The sequence below is a fragment of the Acinetobacter sp. BIGb0196 genome (genome assembly GCF_011759595.1).
GTDB lineage: Bacteria > Pseudomonadota > Gammaproteobacteria > Pseudomonadales > Moraxellaceae > Acinetobacter > Acinetobacter guillouiae.
Genome location: NZ_JAAOZA010000002.1, coordinates 177,155 through 197,843, shown reverse-complemented (window position 1 = coordinate 197,843; position 20,689 = coordinate 177,155). Strand labels below are relative to the sequence as shown.

The window sequence follows — 20,689 nt, the reverse complement described above, 5'->3', positions numbered from 1 at the left end:
AAACCAACAGCAATCATTAGAATATTTTAATTTTAAAACCACTCAATAAAAAACCGCTCAATGAAATCAGCTCAGCCGCTTATTTTTATCAGAAATTTGTCCTGAATTTTTTATCTTATCTAAAAGTTGGTTAAAAAACTAACAAAAAATATCCAATTTATGTAGAATTAATCACAGTATCACCTAAAAATGTGTAGTTAAAGTAAAAGACTTGGATTGCTTTTACATCTACAAGGATAAATCTATTTATAAAAATATGGACGTCAGATGATGAATAAAATAGGATATTTACCGATTGTTTTTTCAGTTTTTTTTTCACCTCTGCTACAGGCAAAACAAAATGTGTGTGTGTTTGATTTACTGGGTAAAGCGGGTGAATCTTATAAACTCATGGAAGAATGGGCTTTAGCAGCCAAAGCATGGGGCGCTGATATTAATTTAACCGTGTATCAGTCAGAAGAAGCCGTGGATAAAAATTTTAAGACCAATAAATGTGATGCCGCTGCAATGACCACGATGCGTTCACGTGAATACAATAAATTTGGTGGATCTATTGATGCTTTGGGAGGAATTCCCAACAATGAAATTGCCAGAAGAGCGATCAATTATGCCTTGGATAAACGCAATGCAAAAAGATTGGTTTCTGAAAAAAATGGGGTCAAATATGAATTGGCAATGATTACCCCGATTGGTATTGCTTATATCTTTGTTAAAGATCGCGCAATGAATACTTTGGAAAAGGGCAAAGGTAAAAAGTTTGCCTATCTGCATTACGATCTTGCACAAAAGGTTGCCGTTGAGCGTGTAGGGGCAATCGGGGTTCCTTCTGATATTTTTAATTTTGTGAAAAAATTTAATGATGGTGAGGTGGATGCGATTGCTTCGCCAGCCTATGCCTATAAACCATTGGAAATTTATAAAGGTTTAGGTAGCAATGGTGCAATGTTTACTTATCCCGTAGTGAATGTGACTGCCGATTTAATTATTAAACCTGAGCAGTTTCCAGAAGGTTTTGGTATTAAGTCACGTGAGTGGGCTGTGAAGCAGTTACCAAGTTCATTTAAGAAAATAGAAAAAATGGAAGCTGAGATCCCAGCAAAATATAAATTAAATGTGTCCAAGGACGATGCACTCCGTTATCAAAAATTATTGCGAGAAGGGCGGATTGAGTTAACAAAAAGAGGGGTGTACGATCCTGTGATGATGTCGGTACTGAAAAAAGCACGCTGCACAGTAGATCGCACCAACTTTGAATGTTCACTTGCAGGTGAATAAATTTATTCAATAAAAAAGCCATCAATGTTGATGGCTTTTCTGGTTTTATTGGCTTAGACGGGATTAATCGGTAAAGGTCACTTTTGCAATGGCTTTTTTACTTGCCTGAATAACCAAAGTAACATTTTCTTTCACAGTGAAGTTTGCATCCACAACTTCCCAATCTACTTTTACGGCTCCACGTGAAACAGCATCTTTAGATTGTGCTGAATTCTTGGTTAAGCCTGCGGCACGTAAAATAGATACAATCGAGATTTCTCCATTGTATTCACCACGAGAAATAGTCACTTCAGGCGTACCTTCAGGTAGCTCGCCTTCTGTGATTAAGTTACCCGCACCTTTATGTGCATGTTCAGCAGCTTCTGCGCCATGGAAGCGTTCAACCAACTCAAGTGCAAGAATTTTCTTAATGTCTTGCGGATTACGACCTTCAGCCATTTCTTTGAGAAGAATGTCAATTTCGTCCATAGATTTAAAGCTGAGTAATTCAAAATAGCGCTCAATCAAGCTGTCAGGCATAGACAATACTTTTTGGTACATTGCGCCAGGGGCATCAAATACACCAATATAGTTGCCTAAAGACTTCGACATTTTATTAACGCCATCCAATCCTTCTAGGATCGGTACGGTAATACATACTTGAGCTTCTTGGTCATAACGACCTTGAAGAGTACGTCCCATGAGTAAGTTAAAGGTCTGGTCTGTACCGCCAAGCTCAACATCGGCTTCAAGCGCGATAGAGTCGTAACCTTGAACCAAAGGATATAAAAACTCATGGATTGCAATCGGTTGATGGCTATTATAACGTTTAGTGAAGTCATCACGTTCTAGCATACGCGCAACAGTTTGCTGCGAAGCCAATTGAATCAAATCCGCAGCGGTTTTTGTTGCAAACCACTCAGAGTTAAAACGAACTTTGGTTTTATTTGGATCAAGAATTTTAAACACTTGTTCTTGATATGTTTTGGCATTTTCTAAAACTTGTTCACGCGATAGTGGTGGACGAGTCGCACTCTTACCTGTTGGGTCACCAATCATGGCGGTATAATCACCAATCAAGAATGTGACATCATGACCAAGATCTTGAAACGCTTTTAATTTGTTAATTAAAACAGTATGACCCAAATGTAAATCTGGGGCAGTTGGATCAAATCCAGCTTTAATTTTTAAAGGACGATTTTCTTTTAGTTTCTTCAGAAGATCTTCTTCAGAAATAATTTCGTGAGTGCCTCGGCGAATGAGGGCAAGTTGTTCTTCAGCCGGCAGGAAATTTGACATTACAAAAACCCAAATACTTCAGTTAGACTATTTGTGCGATATACTAACATTTTTTCAGCATAATGCAGGCGAAGAATATCTCATGACAACAATCTATATTGGCGTAATGACTGGAACCAGCATGGATGGCGTCGATTTTGTTGCTGCTTCATTTGATCCTTTACATATCCATGCCACGCTTACAGTCGCTTTTGATCCTCATTTACGCGATGAATTGATGGCATTGACCTTACCTGATGATAATGAAATCGATCGAATGGGTAAGGCTGATGTCGCTCTTGCAACCATGATTGGCAATGGCATTAACCAACTCATACAAGAAAATAATTTAGATAAAAGCCAAATTAAAGCGATTGGTTGTCATGGACAAACTATTCGTCATCGCCCAGAACACGGGTTTACTTTACAAATTGGTGATCCAAATATTATTACGGAAATTACTCAAATTCCTGTGATTTCAGATTTTCGTCGTCGTGATATGGCGGCAGGTGGGCAGGGTGCTCCTCTAGTTCCAGCGTTTCATCAAGCTTTATTCCAACATTCAACCATTCATCGAGTGATTCTCAATTTAGGGGGGATTGCCAATGTCAGCATGCTGCCTGCTGGTGATGAGCAGAATGTTTATGGTTTTGATACAGGTCCTGCCAATATTCTTATGGATGCGTGGTGTCATCGTTATACTGGGCAACCTTATGACGAAAATGGCAATTGGGCAGCTTATGGTCAACCGATACGTTCATTGTTAGATCGCCTTCAAGCAAATGAATACTTCTCTAAAGAACCGCCAAAAAGTACAGGGCGTGAAGACTTTAACTTGGAATGGTTAGATGAGCAGATTTTAGATTGGCGCAATGATTTAGAATATGATGAATTAGAAGATACCCCTGAAAATATTCAGGCAACGTTGATGAAACTCACGACACGTGCCATCAAGAAAGCTATTTATCGTTCACCTCTAGATACGGGTGAGGTCTATGTTTGCGGTGGAGGTGCTTATAACTCACATCTACTTGAACAACTCCGTTGGCGTCTACGTAAGCACAATTGGTCTGTACAATCGACTTCCGCACTGGGCTTAGCACCGACATGGGTAGAGGCAACTGCATTTGCATGGCTCGCCATGCGCTTTGACCAACAGTTAAGTGGCAACCTACCTGCTGTTACGGGGGCAAAAGGCTATCGTATCTTAGGCACGATTACAGCAGTTTAAAAATAAAATGATTGCTAAGGTGAGTGATACACCTTAGTAATCAATATTTACACAAGAACAAGTGCGGTATAGCAGTGTGAGATATTTTGTAGAACAATGATCGACCTGTTTAGCGCTGAGATTGTCCTTTACTGCTGTTAAAAAATAGCGCATAAGCTTCCACTATCAATAAAAATTAAAACTGAGATCACAATGAACTTAGCGATACAGAAACAGCGCATAGAATCATTTCAAAGAGAGGGTTTTAGCTTTGATGTGATAGATTCGGGTCCTTTGGATGGGCAGCCTTTTGTCTTGTTACATGGTTTTCCTGAAACCAATAAAAGCTGGCAAGAAACTGCAGAGATTCTGAATCAAAACGGTTATCGTACTTTTGCTGTCAATCAACGTGGTTATAGTTTAGGTGCACAACCGCAAAACCGCCGTGATTATAGAAGTTCTGCTTTGGTTGAAGATGTAAATGCTTTAATCGATATGATCCAACAACAGGTTTATTTAGTTGGACATGATTGGGGGGCAGTGGTTGCTTGGGATGTTGCACAACGTTATCCTGAAAAAATAAAACATTTGATTACGATTTCTGTACCGCATAAAGCAGCATTTATGCGTTCGATGTTCAGCAGTAATCAATTGTTAAAATCTTACTATATTGGTTTATTCCAATTACCCAAAATTCCAGAATTATTATTTGAGAAATTACCAAAGTTGGGTCTGGGCTTATTAAAAGATTCAGGAATGACCGCAAAACAACTCGAAGATTTCCAACAAGACATCGTGGTGGAAAAGCGTCTAAGTTCTGCATTAAATTGGTATCGGGGACTTCCATTTAGTTCAAATAAAAATTTAACCCAACCAGTTTGTGTGCCGACTTTATTTATTTGGGGCAAACATGACTCAGCGATCGGTTCTAAAAGCGTCGCCTTAAATCATCATTATGTAAAAGCAGCTTATAAAGAAATTGTGATGGATGCGACGCATTGGATACCAGTGCAGAATGCAAAACAATTGAGCCAATATATTTTAGAAACGATTTAACCTTGATGTCCTAACCATAAAAATGCCCTCATAAGAAGAGGGCATGATTTGATTCAAAATATGCTTTGAATTAAATGGAGAATGATGAACCACAACCACAAGTTGTTGTTGCATTCGGGTTTTCTACAATAAAACGTGAACCTTCTAAGCCTTCAATATAGTCAACTTTAGAACCGACGAGATATTGATAACTCAACGAGTCAACCAACATTTTTACATCACCATTTATGAATTCAGCATCATCTTCATTCATACTTTCGGCAAAGTTAAAACCATAAGAAAATCCTGAACAGCCGCCACCCGTTACATAGACACGTAACATCAGATCTTGATTACCTTCGCTATCACGAAGTTGGCGAACTTTATTTGCAGCATTGTCAGTCAGCTCAAGTGCTTGGGCGGTCATGATATTGTTCCTCAGATTTCAAATGGCTTAAATGAAAAGACCATATATTCAGTATAACATACTCAATATATGGTCAGTGAGTGAACTTTAAAGTAAATTCAGACTAAATTTATCGGATTTAATCTAGAATTATTTGTAGTTCTCATCTTGTAGCGCACATTCAAAGTTTTTCGGATCGTTTTTACAACGGAATTGCCAAAGGATTTTCATCATTTGTTTGTTATAAACGCCTTGTTTGGTCAAGCTGATACGAGATTCACGCATGAGTTTTTGATAACCAGGTTTATCACCATCTGGAACTTGCATCCAGTATTTCGCTGGAATATCTGCTTTCATTTTTCCAATGATGGTGTTTGCACGAGGCAATTGCGTTTTAATCCAATCACGAGATTTTTGACCATAGCCAGCAGGGAATTTATCTGGACGAATGATGATATTACCTGTGACTTGTAGCAGTGGGTAATTCACAATAGCGCCTTTAGTCCCTAAACCCTTATGCAGCTCTAAAGGTTTAAATACCGCTGCAGGTGCACCAATAATATCAACCTGACCATTATTGAATTTACTGCCAAAATTTGTAACATCCGCGGCAACTGCTTGAGCACCAATTTGTTGAACCATAATTTTTTGTGCTTGATCATAGTCGAGTACCGCAATTTTTTTACCCGCTGCTTTTGCAACGGTATTGATATTGCGGTCATTGACCATCAGGAAAGCATCACCTACTGGAATAACACCAACAACTTCATATTTTCCGCTGGTCATGTATTTTGCAAAGTTTGGATTTGCTAAGCCTTGCATGACTTTTACCGCGAGATTGAGATCTGGAATCGCACCAATTGCATCTAAAGAACCGGTGAAACTATTAAATTGGCGACCACGCATACCTGTGATACTGACAGCATCACATTTACCCGCTTTAAAATCTTCTGCAATAACAGATTCATTTGAATTCACTTTTAATTCCAGATCCGCACCCCAGTTTTTCGCTGCAAGTTGATAATCTTTCATTAAGGTAAACACATCACCATTTTTGCCTACTAAATCAAATACACACATGACTTGTTTTGCTTGAGTGGCAGATGTTGCAAGCAAAAGACCCGCAGCAGCAATGAGAGCGTTAGACCATTTCATTATTTTTTTCCTTTCCATGATCAATATTATTCATGTTCAATTGAATCGAAGAGCCTCGACCAATAGAACTTTGTGACATCAAAAATGTATTTAGTTTAGAAAATCGTTTATTGCTAAACCCAACATGATCTATTCTGAACAATCGATTTTCCAAATCAATTGTTCGAGTTCAATGATGAATTGATGTTATTGAAATCATTACTTGAAATGAGTCAGTTCGCAATGACCCAAATGACAAAATTTCCTCAGCAAAGAAGAAATGTTAGAAGCTATTAATTACTGAGGAAAATCATTACGTTTGCTTTTATAAATGAATAAATTGTTTGCTAAAAAGACAAAAGAATCTGGGTTCGCCCCAAATTCTTGAAGATTAATCTTTGTTGTGATCTCTGTTTTTACGCTCATCACGTCTTTTATCACGTTGCTGTTGTTGATTTTGACGATCATGCTGTTGCCACTGTTTTTGATCAGGTCGGTTGTCCCAGCGGTGGTCACGATTTGATTTATTGTTCCAATCTTTTCTATGTTGTTCCCATTGCTGTTTTTTCATTTGATCACGTTTGGCTTGTTCATATTGCCAACGTTGTTTATCCCAGTTCTTTTGGCGCCGTTCTTGTTCAATGCGCATTTGTTGTAAACGATAAGCTCGTTCTCGTTCCCAACGTTGGCGATCATTGTTTCTGTCATATCTTGGATCATAACGTTGTCCATAGCCATAATCTCGATATACGGGTTGCCCATAGCCGCGAGAGTCATAACCATCTTCAGGAAATGCAACACAACCAACAGCAATAATAGATGTTATGAATGAAACAATTAATGCTTTTATAGCCATAAGTTGTCTCCATTTAACAAGCAAAATAGCAAAAAAAAATTCAGATATAGCAAAATAGTCAATGACAAGTCATTTAACTCAGATTAGCGTATTTAAAAATTATATTTGTATATCGATGATGAGACTTGTATAAGATTATAGTCAGTCGATGCCTGATCATGTAGACAATATGAAGAATTTGAACATTTAAGGAAGAATCGTAATGGTTGCTTTTCAACGTAGTATTCATGATTTAGTCGAAAAAGGGCAGGGTTCGGCAGGTAGGGCTTTAGATCGTTTGCCTACATTCGCTCAAGAGTCATTAACCAAGTTATTGGGTTACCCGTACCAGTTTCCTCAATTGGATAGTTTCACCAAATGTTTGATGGCAGCTCAACTTAAACAGGGCAAAGTGGGTTTTATTGGTGCAGATGTAGAGCGCTCTAGAAAGCAATTTGAATCACAAATGCAATCTATTATAAACAAACCGACCCATATCCAATTTGTTGAAGATATTCGTCTTCCGCTACAAAGTGGCAGCGTCTATGCACGCCATTACCATCCTGCACCAAATAAAAAATTGCCAATGATTGTATTTTATCATGGTGGTGGTTTTGTGGTGGGTAGTGTAGACACCCATGATGAAGTGTGTCGCTTAATTGCTGCTCATGCAAAAGTTCAGGTTTTAAGTATTGAATATCCACTCGCACCTGAAGTTGGCCCACGTGACCTAATTCAGTCTTGTGAAGATGCTTTGGCTTGGGTGTATCAAAATCGCCGTCAATTTAAAATTCTCAAAAACCGGATTGCGGTTGCAGGAGATAGTGCGGGCGGAAATATTAGCGCTGTTGTTGCACAACGCACAGTCAATACAGTGTTTGCGCCTCAAGCCCAGTTCTTGATTTATCCTGCCGTTGATTTTAAGAGTCGACATCCATCTTTCTTTGCTTATAAAGATGGCTTGGTGTTGACAGGCTCAGATATTGATTATGTGACCGACTATTATGCGACACGTTTTAATATGGCATTGGATGATCCAATCATTTCACCGACCAATGGCCAGCTAAAGAAACTTGCCCCTGCATTTGTAGTAACGGCTGGACATGATCTTTTGCACGATGAAGGTAAAATTTATGCTTATAAGTTACGTCAAAATGGCGTAAAGGTTCATTATCAGGATTATGAAGATCAAACCCACGGATTTATTAATTTAACCCCTGTTTCACGTAAAGCTAAAAAATACGTTATAGAGATGAGTAAAGAGTTCCGTAAATTCTGGGATAAGCAATAACACAATATCATCTTTTACAAGTCACTTTTGTTTCACGTGGAACAAAAGTGATTGATTAAAAAATAATCAAATAAGAATAATTGTTCTATAAGGGCTAAGCACACGGATTTATCCATACAGCTCTTTTGTTGATAAAGCATCATCAACATATTCAACAACCAGTAAGGCTTATGACAGCTATATAGATATAGTCGTGAATACTGTTGAGTATTGGTAAACGTGTTTAAATGTCATTTTTCAACAGAATAAAAGCAGACTACTATGAGAGGCTTATTAATTTAAAATGTTTAAGGAAAAGAGAATGATCAAAAAAATAGGCATCGGTCTTGCTTTAGTGGTTTTGGTGAATCAAGCGTTCGCCAATACAGATATGCAAATTAAAACCAATTTAGGCAACATCAATATAGAGCTTTATGATGATCAAGCACCGATATCAGTAAAAAATTTTAAGAGCTATGTAAATAGTCAATTTTACAACGGCACCATTTTCCATCGAGTTATCCCTGGTTTTATGATTCAAGGCGGTGGCTTTGATAGCAACATGAAAGAGAAGGCTACTCAACCAGCGATCCAGAATGAATCTAGCAATGGCTTAAAGAACGTTCGTGGGACTTTGGCTATGGCACGGACTAATGCGCCAAACTCTGCAACCAGTCAATTCTTTATTAATGTTGCAAATAACGACTTTTTAAATAAGTCTGCTGGAAACCCTGGGTACGCCGTATTTGGTAAGGTGACACAAGGACTGGATATCGTCGATAAAATCGTACAGACACCAACACAAACAGTGGGTATGCACCAAGATGTACCTAAACAAGCTGTAAAAATCATCAGTATTCAAACAATAAAAACAAATGTGAAAAAATAGTTAAAAAATAAAGCAGAAATATTTTGTTCATATTTCTGCTTTAATATTAAAAGCTTACGCGACAAAAAGCCTAAAAATGAACCAAAACAGTGCATAAAAATACAACACTCAATAAAACAATCAGTTAAAAGCACTTGCGTGTGTAAGAAATTGCCCTATAATGAGCTCATCCCGACGCGATACAGCAAACGAACTTAGCTTAGAGGGTTAAGTTGTTAAATGTTTATTGCGTCTTATTTATCACTGACGAAGTGATAAATTAATCATTAAGAGAATATGAAGAACAACTTGTGTGGATTTTTACTGATTGATTGATCGAAATATTATCATTGATTGATTGGTTTAAATTACTCGAAGTTTATTTGAGAGAATTTGTCAGTACATTGATGAGCCAGAATTGTGACCTTAAGTCACTAATGATTTTTAACTGAAGAGTTTGATCATGGCTCAGATTGAACGCTGGCGGCAGGCTTAACACATGCAAGTCGAGCGGGGGAGGTTGCTTCGGTAACTGACCTAGCGGCGGACGGGTGAGTAATACTTAGGAATCTGCCTATTAATGGGGGACAACATCTCGAAAGGGATGCTAATACCGCATACGCCCTACGGGGGAAAGCAGGGGATCACTTGTGACCTTGCGTTAATAGATGAGCCTAAGTCGGATTAGCTAGTTGGTGGGGTAAAGGCCTACCAAGGCGACGATCTGTAGCGGGTCTGAGAGGATGATCCGCCACACTGGGACTGAGACACGGCCCAGACTCCTACGGGAGGCAGCAGTGGGGAATATTGGACAATGGGGGGAACCCTGATCCAGCCATGCCGCGTGTGTGAAGAAGGCCTTATGGTTGTAAAGCACTTTAAGCGAGGAGGAGGCTCTCTTGGTTAATACCCAAGATGAGTGGACGTTACTCGCAGAATAAGCACCGGCTAACTCTGTGCCAGCAGCCGCGGTAATACAGAGGGTGCGAGCGTTAATCGGATTTACTGGGCGTAAAGCGTGCGTAGGCGGCTTTTTAAGTCGGATGTGAAATCCCCGAGCTTAACTTGGGAATTGCATTCGATACTGGGAAGCTAGAGTATGGGAGAGGATGGTAGAATTCCAGGTGTAGCGGTGAAATGCGTAGAGATCTGGAGGAATACCGATGGCGAAGGCAGCCATCTGGCCTAATACTGACGCTGAGGTACGAAAGCATGGGGAGCAAACAGGATTAGATACCCTGGTAGTCCATGCCGTAAACGATGTCTACTAGCCGTTGGGGCCTTTGAGGCTTTAGTGGCGCAGCTAACGCGATAAGTAGACCGCCTGGGGAGTACGGTCGCAAGACTAAAACTCAAATGAATTGACGGGGGCCCGCACAAGCGGTGGAGCATGTGGTTTAATTCGATGCAACGCGAAGAACCTTACCTGGTCTTGACATAGTAAGAACTTTCCAGAGATGGATTGGTGCCTTCGGGAACTTACATACAGGTGCTGCATGGCTGTCGTCAGCTCGTGTCGTGAGATGTTGGGTTAAGTCCCGCAACGAGCGCAACCCTTTTCCTTATTTGCCAGCACTTCGGGTGGGAACTTTAAGGATACTGCCAGTGACAAACTGGAGGAAGGCGGGGACGACGTCAAGTCATCATGGCCCTTACGACCAGGGCTACACACGTGCTACAATGGTCGGTACAAAGGGTTGCTACCTAGCGATAGGATGCTAATCTCAAAAAGCCGATCGTAGTCCGGATTGGAGTCTGCAACTCGACTCCATGAAGTCGGAATCGCTAGTAATCGCGGATCAGAATGCCGCGGTGAATACGTTCCCGGGCCTTGTACACACCGCCCGTCACACCATGGGAGTTTGTTGCACCAGAAGTAGGTAGTCTAACCGTAAGGAGGACGCTTACCACGGTGTGGCCGATGACTGGGGTGAAGTCGTAACAAGGTAGCCGTAGGGGAACCTGCGGCTGGATCACCTCCTTAACGAAAGATTGACGATTGGTAAGAATCCACAACAAGTTGTTCTTCATTGATGTATCTGAGGGTCTGTAGCTCAGTTGGTTAGAGCACACGCTTGATAAGCGTGGGGTCACAAGTTCAAGTCTTGTCAGACCCACCAAGTCTACTGAACACAGAAGAGCAGATATATTAAGATCTTAAGCTGGGGACTTAGCTTAGTTGGTAGAGCGCCTGCTTTGCACGCAGGAGGTCAACGGTTCGACTCCGTTAGTCTCCACCACTAATTAAAGACTAAGTGATTACAGAACTTAGTAAGCAGATAGCTTATTAAGTTCTGTGATTTATCACAGTTAACTACTCGCTGACGAGGCGGTAGTGAATCATTAACAGAATATATTTGAGTTGAAATAATTGTTTAAACTCGTTTTAGTTGATGTTAGCAAGCAATTGTTAATGTTGAATGAAATGAGCACTAGCGATAAAACTGAATCAAGCGTTTTGGTATATGAATTAAATTGAAGCTGTATAGTGATTAAATTCACAGGCAACAAATAGAAGTGATTAAGTTCACATTGTTGATCCTCCTTGTAGGGATTAACGACTGTTTGGGGTTGTATAGTCAAGTAATTAAGTGCATGTGGTGGATGCCTTGGCAGTCAGAGGCGATGAAAGACGTAATAGCCTGCGATAAGCTTCGGGGAGGCGGCAAATATCCTGTGATCCGGAGATTTCTGAATGGGGAAACCCACTTACCATAAGGTAGGTATCGCATGATGAATACATAGTCATGCGAGGCGAACGAGGGGAAGTGAAACATCTCAGTACCCTTAGGAAAAGAAATCAATTGAGATTCCCTCAGTAGCGGCGAGCGAACGGGGATCAGCCCATTAAGTTATATGTGTTTTAGCGGAAAGCTCTGGGAAGTGCTACCGTAGAGGGTGATAGTCCCGTACACGAAAGGGCACATATAATGATGACGAGTAGGGCGAGGCACGTGAAACCTTGTCTGAATATGGGGGGACCATCCTCCAAGGCTAAATACTCCTGACTGACCGATAGTGAACCAGTACCGTGAGGGAAAGGCGAAAAGAACCCCTGTGAGGGGAGTGAAATAGATCCTGAAACCGCATGCATACAAGCAGTGGGAGCCAACTTGTTTGGTGACTGCGTACCTTTTGTATAATGGGTCAGCGACTTATATTCAGTAGCAAGGTTAACCGTATAGGGGAGCCGTAGAGAAATCGAGTCTTAATAGGGCGTTTAGTTGCTGGGTATAGACCCGAAACCGGGTGATCTATCCATGAGCAGGTTGAAGGTTGGGTAACACTAACTGGAGGACCGAACCCACTGTCGTTGAAAAGCCAGGGGATGACTTGTGGATAGGGGTGAAAGGCTAATCAAACTCGGTGATAGCTGGTTCTCCCCGAAAGCTATTTAGGTAGCGCCTCGGACGAATACCATAGGGGGTAGAGCACTGTTTCGGCTAGGGGGTCATCCCGACTTACCAAACCGATGCAAACTCCGAATACCTATGAGTACTATCCGGGAGACAGACTGCGGGTGCTAACGTCCGTAGTCAAGAGGAAAACAATCCAGACCGCCAGCTAAGGCCCCCAAATTATAGTTAAGTGGGAAACGATGTGGGAAGGCATAGACAGCTAGGAGGTTGGCTTAGAAGCAGCCACCCTTTAAAGAAAGCGTAATAGCTCACTAGTCGAGTCGGCCTGCGCGGAAGATGTAACGGGGCTAAAACTATATGCCGAAGCTGCGGATGTATACTATGTATACGTGGTAGGGGAGCGTTCTGTAAGCCGATGAAGGTGTATTGAGAAGTATGCTGGAGGTATCAGAAGTGCGAATGCTGACGTGAGTAACGACAAAACGGGTGAAAAACCCGTTCGCTGAAAGACCAAGGGTTCCAGTCCAACGTTAATCGGGGCTGGGTGAGTCGACCCCTAAGGCGAGGCCGAGAGGCGTAGTCGATGGGAAATTGGTTAATATTCCAATACTTCTGTGTAATGCGATGAGAGGACGGAGAAAGTTAAGTCAGCCTGGCGTTGGTTGTCCAGGTGAAAGGCAGTAGGCATGCATCTTAGGCAAATCCGGGGTGCTCTATGCTGAGAGCTGATAGCAAGCTAGTTTACTAGCGAAGTGGCTGATACTATGCTTCCAGGAAAAGTCTCTAAGCTTCAGTTACACAGGAATCGTACCCTAAACCGACACAGGTGGTCAGGTCGAGTAGACCAAAGCGCTTGAGAGAACTCTGCTGAAGGAACTAGGCAAAATGGTACCGTAACTTCGGGAGAAGGTACGCTGCTGACGGTGATAGGACTTGCTCCTTGAGCTATTGGCAGCCACAGAAACCAGGCCCCTGCAACTGTTTATTAAAAACATAGCACTCTGCAAACACGAAAGTGGACGTATAGGGTGTGATGCCTGCCCGGTGCTGGAAGGTTAATTGATGGGGTTAGCGTAAGCGAAGCTCTTGATCGAAGCCCCAGTAAACGGCGGCCGTAACTATAACGGTCCTAAGGTAGCGAAATTCCTTGTCGGGTAAGTTCCGACCTGCACGAATGGCATAATGATGGGGGCGCTGTCTCCAGCAGAGGCTCAGTGAAATCGAAATCGCCGTGAAGATGCGGTGTACCCGCGGCTAGACGGAAAGACCCCGTGAACCTTTACTGCAGCTTGACATTGAACTTTGATCTTACTTGTGTAGGATAGGTGGGAGGCTTTGAAGTAGTGACGCCAGTTGCTATGGAGCCATCCTTGAAATACCACCCTGGTAATATTGAGGTTCTAACTCTGTCCCGTTATCCGGGACGAGGACCATGTCTGGTGGGTAGTTTGACTGGGGCGGTCTCCTCCTAAAGAGTAACGGAGGAGTACGAAGGTGCGCTCAGCGTGGTCGGAAATCACGCGTAGAGTATAAAGGCAAAAGCGCGCTTAACTGCGAGACCCACAAGTCGAGCAGGTACGAAAGTAGGTCTTAGTGATCCGGTGGTTCTGTATGGAAGGGCCATCGCTCAACGGATAAAAGGTACTCTGGGGATAACAGGCTGATACCGCCCAAGAGTTCATATCGACGGCGGTGTTTGGCACCTCGATGTCGGCTCATCTCATCCTGGGGCTGAAGCAGGTCCCAAGGGTATGGCTGTTCGCCATTTAAAGAGGTACGCGAGCTGGGTTTAGAACGTCGTGAGACAGTTCGGTCCCTATCTACCGTGGGCGTTGGAAATTTGAGAGGATCTGCTCCTAGTACGAGAGGACCAGAGTGGACGAACCTCTGGTGTACCGGTTGTGACGCCAGTCGCATCGCCGGGTAGCTATGTTCGGAAGGGATAACCGCTGAAAGCATCTAAGCGGGAAGCCTACCTCAAGATAAGATTTCCCTAGGACTTTATGTCCTCTAAAGAGCCGTTGAAGACTACGACGTTGATAGGTTGGATGTGGAAGTGCGGTGACGCATGAAGCTGACCAATACTAATTGCTCGTGAGGCTTGACTATACAACACCCAAGCAGTTGTATACGAAGCATCATTTGATTCATAAAAGATCAAACATACTTGATTTAGTTGTAAAGCTAGTTACAATACCCAACTCAAATGTTCTGTTAAACTCATTTGGTACGAAGTAAGGCATTTAAATAAGACCCGAACAAGTCCATAACAGTTTGCTGGCGACAATAGCAAGAGTGAACCACCTGATCCCTTCCCGAACTCAGAAGTGAAACCTCTTAGCGCTGATGGTAGTGTGGGGTTACCCATGTGAGAGTAAGTCATCGCCAGCTTTTAAATCTAAAACACCCCGGTCTCTAACGAGAGCGGGGTGTTTTTTTATGCGTGGTGTTTATTAGCGAAAGGAAACAGATCTCGTTATATTAAGCTAATTGATCACTGACTTCATTGAATAATGAACTGTTGACCTTTAAAATTTTTAGCTAAATAATAATTGAACAAAAATTGGGTATTTCTTATGAAACTTAACTCTTTCTCACCACTTCCTGATCATGATGAAGAACTACATCTTCCTGAACTGGTGTATGCTGCATCTTTAGGAGAGTTTGAACAGGTCGAACAACTGTTATCACAAGGTATTGACGTTAATCAAACTGATGATGAAGGCTATAGTGCGCTACAAGCTGCGGCGGAAAATGATCATTTAGATATCGTTAAATTATTGATTTCTAAAGGCGCAAACAAAGACTATAAAAGCCAATTTACCGCATTAGAGCTTGCAGAAATGGCTGAAAATCAACAGATTATTGCGTATTTAAATGGTTTATAGATTCTCAAACAATGTGATGTGAATCAGATATTCTATAGATATAAAAAGAAAACCCCATCATCCTGATGGGGTTTTCTTCGTATTGGTGTGTTAGATCTGACTCCTGTCGAATCTCACGTTCCTGATGCTCAGACGCTTTATAGTTGTTTTATGTCTGGGAAACTTCCTGTTCCCTATAACTATAGAATATAAGACTAGGCTTTGATCGTATAGATGACAATCGCTGTGATTGCTGTAAGCATTTTCCTACAAAGACAACATGGCAATTAATTTACATCAATATTATTTGCCATAAGTCCTTTACCTTGTGCTTCAGCAATCAACCGTTCAGCAGATTCACGGTTTTTACGCAGTCCTGGCATACGGAACTCAGTATGACCATAGTCGTGGATTCGTGTCCAACGTCCACCCCACGTTAAACCTACAGATTCAGCAACAACCCCATATAATTGATAGCCTTTCCATGCCCAAGGATCTCGTTCAGAAATGACAACTTTACCATCTCGTTTAAAGGCAACATCGGCAGCTAAACCAAACTGATGATAGCTTTGATAGGCTTTGGCTAAAGTCGTGGCTGTATTGCCAGATAAACGAGTTTGACGCTCTGGACTACGATAACCTTCTAAAAGCACCATTTCATAACCATGGCGCTCTTTCATGATTTTAAAGACCATCAGTAAACGCTGCTTATAACTTGGATGCATTTTGTCCCATTTACGGTCAACCATTGCTGTATCGAAGCTACTACGTTGATCTCCAACCCCTTCATTATCAATAGCTGATGGATTTACACTCGGGAATTGATGATTTGGAACAGGGTTGTCTCTTTCTAATATTTGTGCTTGAACAATCGCAGCATCAATTAAGCTTTCATCCACTGCAGGAGGAGGGGTTAAAACTTCACCATTTAATAGTGCATAAATTTGTGGGTCAGTTTTTCTTAAATATTCTGCTTCAACCTTTGTCGGATCAATTGGTCGTGTAAATGCAAAAACAAGAATGCTGGAAAGTAAAAAGAAACCAGCAATCAAAATCCACCATTGCTGTAAATGCCAATGGGTTTGGGTCTGATTGGCTGAGGCTGCTTGATTCATTTGTTCTGCAAAGTGCTTTGCAGAAGCCAACTTTCTCTTACCTTGCGGTAAAAGTGCTTTAAGGTAGTCTAAGGTTTTATGTCTAATTTCATAAGACATCAGAAAAGTTAGACCAAGCACCAAAAAGATAAAGCAAATGACAACAAACAAAATCATGGTTTGTTTTCTATGACTTTACGGTCTATCGTCATTTTCACTGTACCTTCAGGGGAAGCTTCTTGCGCTTCCTCTTTTTTAGGTGCGGCTTCTTTTTCAGTAGGTTTAGCAGCAGCTTCTGGCTTTGCTTCTACTTTCGCTTTTGGTATTGGTTTTGCGGTTATTGCAGCTTGTGGTCTGGTTGCAGCTGGCGGTGGCACTGCTGGTTTCGCCTCCGGTTTTAGCATTTGTTCAAACGGTGAGGCATTCGGATTTGGGTTTTTCTGAGCAGCAACCTTATTTTCATGTTTAAAAATCTGATTGAAATCTTTTTCATTGATATGCTGCTTATATGCACCAGCATTTTCATCATGATGATTGGTTGCCGCTTCTTCAGCATGCACGTCACGTAGCTCAGGTTCTTGTGTTGCAACCGAATCTGTATTGGTACTGGCACTTTCTGTTGGGTTCATATTGATAAAAACAAAAAAGAAAATAGCAGAAATAACCATCCCAGCAATTAAACCAAGTAGAAAAACAAATGATTTCCCCAATGTTTTTTTAGCGGGTTTACTTTGTAATATACGAATAGATGTTTGTTTTTCTTGTGTCATAATTCAACCTGTCAAGGCAATTGAATAGTGATATGTGCTTGTTCAGCAGGTGCAGAAATCACATTATTAAATTTCGCAATAGAAGCATTTTCCGTCTTATTCAACATGAATTTTAGGCCAGCGAAAGCCAGTACAGCAAATAACAACAGGAAAATTAAAATCCAAACAAAGGGTAATTCTTTATGAATAATATTTTTGATTTGATCTGGTAAAGCCGCAAAAGGAGAAAAGGCAGTCTTTTTGCCTTTCAAATAATCGATTTCATCACCGACTCGTGCCACAAGATGATTTAAACTTTCAATCGATTCAATACGATACTTACCTTGGAAACCAAGCAATAAGCAATAATGAAAAACTTCGAGTGAAGCCAATCTTTCTTTACCACGAGCGCGAATCAGTTCGAGAAATTCAAAGAATCGATAACCTGCAAGTTGTGAACCAAATAAAGTTAATTGAAGTGGACTGATTAACCAATGATTTTGCAGGTTAAAGAATGATGGATCTTGTTGAGTAACAATGGTTTCATCAATTAAGGCACAATATGCATATTTTGCATCATGAATATCTTCAGGAGAAAACTGCAGTTTTTTTGCTTGATGTTCAAAACGATTCAACAAGTCTAAAATTTTGTCTTTAAAGCCGTTTGCATTTTCTGGCACATACTGATTTTTCAATAAGAAAACAATATAAAATCCGTCATGTAGAAGGTCGACTAAATTGGTTGCTTGTGTGATTTTGGATTGTTGAGGTAAAGAACCTCCACCGATTTGTCCATCATCAAACAGTGAGGGGGCAATATTATTCTGGCTCATGACATACTCCTCGCTTAACCATTCATCACTGCAATTAATTCAATACTGATATCTTGGAAACCTGCAGGGACATAAATACAGATGGTCTCAGAATCAAGCATACGTTGATACATTTCATGATGTGGTTCAATTTCAAAATAATTCACACCAGAACGTACTGGGATAGCAGTTGGAATTTGGACTAAATGATGAATTGGGATTGCAGGAAGTGCTGCAACAACACGTTGTTCAACATCGACAGTATTCCCGACTTTGAAACGCAGTGGGACAATTTGAATCAGTTCATGGGTTTGCATCATGCTACTAGAAACAGCGATATAAAGTCTTGATTCTTTAGTGATTTTATCTGTTTCTAAGCTTCCGACCCAATAAGATGGGCGAATTTCTTTTAGCGCAATACTGATATAACGACTTGAAATAATCGTATCGAGCAATTCGCGTAAAATTTTATCAAGCTGACTAAAGCTATCTTGCAAGTTATGATGTTGATATTGTGGCAAATGTTCAACTTCATATGCGGTAGAGAATGTAAGCAATGAGCCCGTTAAACGCAGAAGTTCAAAAAATAGTTTTTCAGGGTGAATCTGCGGATTTTGTAACAGATGATTCAAGGTCGCATGAGCAGTATTTAGTGCATTGACCAACCAGAATGAAACAATATCACCTGATCTAAATTCAATGAGCTTTTGTTCATTTTCACGGTTATTGGTTTGAATCATTTTAATTTTGGCACGAACAACGTTCAATGTTCGCTTCAAATTTGCCAATAAGGTTTCATTTGACTGAATATGTAAAATTGGTGGAATATATTTTGAATCAATCTCAAAATTCCCTGAACTATGACGTCGAATTTTTCCGATGGCGAGATATAAAAAACCATCTAAATCTTGATTTGGATCTGCTTGAACATCAAAAAGTTTAAATTCAGTTCGGCGTCGAAGAAATGTAATTTCAGCAGGGGATGCGTCTGTAAAAAGATCGTGAGTTTCATTCAGATATGAATGGTAGCGAGCAGGTTGTTTATCCTGTTCATCAGAGATGTTCTTCTTATTCGGTTGTAAAATAGGCAATGCTAAGTAAATTAGCATTTCCCCACGCAAGTTCAGTTCATCCAATAAAATCGGTTGTGGTAACAGATCTTTGGCCGGCGCTTGGTAAATTTCACCATCCTGCCAAATCATATCAATTTGCTCTAAAGCAAGCACATGTGTGCCCAGCTGTGTTTCGTCAAATCGAAGATTTTTAATTCCATAAGGATAAGGAATCGTTGAACGAATGGTGTGGTTAAGTCGTTGTTCTTGATACGTATCTTGTAATTGGAAGTGTTGGGGTCTTAAAAATAAACCTTCACCCCAAAGAACTTTTTCTGCTTTAAACATAGATGATTACCATTCAGAAGATTCATTATTTTGGTTTACGCCCAATAATTCTTGAATAGAATCAAGGGGATTATCATTTTTAATGACTTGAGTTAACCATTCATGTAAAGGCATTTGGCTCCATTTAATTGTTTTTTGCAGCATATAACTCACAGGACTATGCGGCTCATTGGTTTGAAAGTAATCGGCAATCTCTTGTAAAACCCGCATTGCCTGTTCACGGTTTTGTAAATGGCTTTGTGGTTGAGGTTGAAATGTTTGCGCTTGTGGAATTGGAGCTGAATGCGTTGTTTCTGTTACTGGCATTGTCATTTGAGCTGGGGTATCTTCAATTGCAGCTGTATTGGTGTTGTTTCCAAATGAGTCTGCTTTATAGATTTTTTTCAGATTCATTTGAATATTTTCAAACTGTGAATCGATACTTGCAAAGCTTGGTGCTTCCAGCTCCATCAGTGCATCTAATGTTTGTTTGATAATATTCCAATGCTGCAAAATTTCTTGAAATTGCTGATAATTTTGATACTGAAAAGTCCGTGAGGTATTGAATAGCGCTTGATTGAATTGATCTAATTCTAAGGACGCTTCTACACTGTCAGAATCTTCGGCTTGCTTACGACGATTATTCTGTAAATGTAAGAATTTTTCGTATTGGGCAAGTGAATAAAATGGTTGAATGTTGATGAGCGGAACATTCTTTACCAAGCTCGGTAATTGGGTGGTAAAACCTTGCAGTAAGCCTAAGCGTTGATCTAAGTCGTCATCTTCAATTTCAGGATGAATCTTTAACCAGAACTGTTCTAAAACACGGTGACTCAGTTCCAGTCCTTTGATTAAGCCTTCAAAGCCATAGAGGTTTGTCCAAGCTTCTGTAAGCCAGGTTAATAAACGAATATCTTTGGTTTTTTGCGTGAGTAATTGGATTGATTTTTCTGCAACAAATGACCAGTCGGCTTGCTTTGGCTCAGAAATCCAATCACCTTGGTCTAATAAAGGATCATCATGGGTACGTGCTTTTTTGATTTCGTGAAACTCATTGGAAAAAGATAAATCTTCTCCACACGGATGAGCATCAGAAATAGGCTCTAATAAGACGTCTAAATTTATATCCATTTTCTATA

15 protein-coding genes, 2 tRNA genes and 3 rRNA genes are annotated in these 20,689 nt (G+C 40.7%); 11 read left to right on the top strand and 9 right to left on the bottom strand.

Annotation, left to right across the window (positions count from 1 at the left end; genetic code table 11):
- The first annotated feature begins 270 nt into the window (after nt 1-270).
- Nucleotides 271-1,275: a putative solute-binding protein gene (locus tag FHR28_RS13660; RefSeq protein WP_004718922.1), complete on the top strand. Its 1,005-nt coding sequence runs from the start codon at nt 271-273 to the stop codon at nt 1,273-1,275.
- A 63-nt stretch (nt 1,276-1,338) separates the two neighbouring features.
- Here the strand turns inward: FHR28_RS13660 and tyrS are convergent, their stop codons facing one another.
- Nucleotides 1,339-2,553, bottom strand: coding sequence for a tyrosine--tRNA ligase (gene tyrS / locus FHR28_RS13655; protein WP_166782880.1), 1,215 nt, complete (start codon nt 2,551-2,553; stop codon nt 1,339-1,341).
- 82 nt (nt 2,554-2,635) lie between these two features.
- Between tyrS and FHR28_RS13650 the strand changes: the two genes are divergently transcribed.
- The gene (locus FHR28_RS13650) at nt 2,636-3,763 is read left to right on the top strand and encodes an anhydro-N-acetylmuramic acid kinase (protein ID WP_035370790.1); all 1,128 of its coding nucleotides are present in this window, start codon (nt 2,636-2,638) and stop codon (nt 3,761-3,763) included.
- Nucleotides 3,764-3,955: 192 nt separating this feature from the next.
- Nucleotides 3,956-4,798 (top strand): alpha/beta fold hydrolase, encoded by an 843-nt coding sequence (locus FHR28_RS13645; protein WP_056515544.1) that lies wholly within the window; start codon nt 3,956-3,958, stop codon nt 4,796-4,798.
- 70 nt (nt 4,799-4,868) lie between these two features.
- Here FHR28_RS13645 and erpA read toward each other — a convergent pair whose 3' ends face one another.
- From erpA to FHR28_RS13630, 3 genes are all read right to left on the bottom strand, one after another.
- Nucleotides 4,869-5,204, bottom strand: coding sequence for an iron-sulfur cluster insertion protein ErpA (gene erpA / locus FHR28_RS13640; RefSeq protein WP_004718915.1), 336 nt, complete (start codon nt 5,202-5,204; stop codon nt 4,869-4,871).
- Nucleotides 5,205-5,333: 129 nt separating this feature from the next.
- Nucleotides 5,334-6,338 (bottom strand): putative solute-binding protein, encoded by a 1,005-nt coding sequence (locus tag FHR28_RS13635; protein ID WP_004818193.1) that lies wholly within the window; start codon nt 6,336-6,338, stop codon nt 5,334-5,336.
- Nucleotides 6,339-6,708: 370 nt separating this feature from the next.
- The gene (locus FHR28_RS13630) at nt 6,709-7,173 is read right to left on the bottom strand and encodes a hypothetical protein (protein WP_166782879.1); all 465 of its coding nucleotides are present in this window, start codon (nt 7,171-7,173) and stop codon (nt 6,709-6,711) included.
- Between the two features lie 202 nt (nt 7,174-7,375).
- Between FHR28_RS13630 and FHR28_RS13625 the strand changes: the two genes are divergently transcribed.
- The 8 genes from FHR28_RS13625 (at nt 7,376) to FHR28_RS13590 (ending at nt 15,537) form a co-directional block, all read left to right on the top strand.
- The gene (locus FHR28_RS13625; protein WP_004718910.1) at nt 7,376-8,443 is read left to right on the top strand and encodes an alpha/beta hydrolase; all 1,068 of its coding nucleotides are present in this window, start codon (nt 7,376-7,378) and stop codon (nt 8,441-8,443) included.
- Between the two features lie 301 nt (nt 8,444-8,744).
- Nucleotides 8,745-9,311: a peptidylprolyl isomerase gene (locus tag FHR28_RS13620; protein WP_004718908.1), complete on the top strand. Its 567-nt coding sequence runs from the start codon at nt 8,745-8,747 to the stop codon at nt 9,309-9,311.
- A 424-nt stretch (nt 9,312-9,735) separates the two neighbouring features.
- Nucleotides 9,736-11,274, top strand: a 16S ribosomal RNA gene (locus FHR28_RS13615).
- A gap of 59 nt (nt 11,275-11,333) precedes the next feature.
- Nucleotides 11,334-11,410: transfer RNA gene (locus FHR28_RS13610), tRNA-Ile, on the top strand.
- 44 nt (nt 11,411-11,454) lie between these two features.
- Nucleotides 11,455-11,530 (top strand) — tRNA-Ala (locus tag FHR28_RS13605).
- Between the two features lie 337 nt (nt 11,531-11,867).
- A 23S ribosomal RNA gene (locus tag FHR28_RS13600) occupies nt 11,868-14,758 on the top strand.
- Nucleotides 14,759-14,925: 167 nt separating this feature from the next.
- A 5S ribosomal RNA gene (gene rrf / locus FHR28_RS13595) occupies nt 14,926-15,040 on the top strand.
- Together the 16S, 23S and 5S rRNA genes with 2 tRNA genes alongside form the textbook arrangement of a ribosomal RNA operon.
- A 185-nt stretch (nt 15,041-15,225) precedes the next feature.
- Nucleotides 15,226-15,537, top strand: coding sequence for an ankyrin repeat domain-containing protein (locus tag FHR28_RS13590; RefSeq protein WP_056518221.1), 312 nt, complete (start codon nt 15,226-15,228; stop codon nt 15,535-15,537).
- Nucleotides 15,538-15,803: 266 nt separating this feature from the next.
- On the opposite strand, the gene FHR28_RS13585 is transcribed toward FHR28_RS13590, so the two are convergent.
- From FHR28_RS13585 to tssA, 5 genes are read right to left on the bottom strand one after another with little or no spacing between them, the layout of a single operon-like run.
- Nucleotides 15,804-16,787, bottom strand: a complete 984-nt coding sequence (locus FHR28_RS13585) for a M15 family metallopeptidase (RefSeq protein WP_004723569.1) — start codon at nt 16,785-16,787, stop codon at nt 15,804-15,806.
- Nucleotides 16,784-17,380: a hypothetical protein gene (locus FHR28_RS13580; RefSeq protein ID WP_166782878.1), complete on the bottom strand. Its 597-nt coding sequence runs from the start codon at nt 17,378-17,380 to the stop codon at nt 16,784-16,786. Before FHR28_RS13580 ends, FHR28_RS13585 begins: the two co-directional genes overlap by 4 nt.
- Nucleotides 17,381-17,391: 11 nt before the next feature.
- On the bottom strand, nt 17,392-18,192 hold the full coding sequence (icmH, locus tag FHR28_RS13575; RefSeq protein ID WP_004723567.1) for a type IVB secretion system protein IcmH/DotU: 801 nt from the start codon (nt 18,190-18,192) through the stop codon (nt 17,392-17,394).
- A gap of 14 nt (nt 18,193-18,206) precedes the next feature.
- The gene (gene tssK / locus FHR28_RS13570) at nt 18,207-19,571 is read right to left on the bottom strand and encodes a type VI secretion system baseplate subunit TssK (protein ID WP_004823587.1); all 1,365 of its coding nucleotides are present in this window, start codon (nt 19,569-19,571) and stop codon (nt 18,207-18,209) included.
- 6 nt (nt 19,572-19,577) lie between these two features.
- A complete protein-coding gene (gene tssA / locus FHR28_RS13565; RefSeq protein WP_166782877.1) occupies nt 19,578-20,681 on the bottom strand; it encodes a type VI secretion system protein TssA in 1,104 nt (367 codons plus the stop codon).
- Nucleotides 20,682-20,689 lie beyond the last annotated feature (8 nt).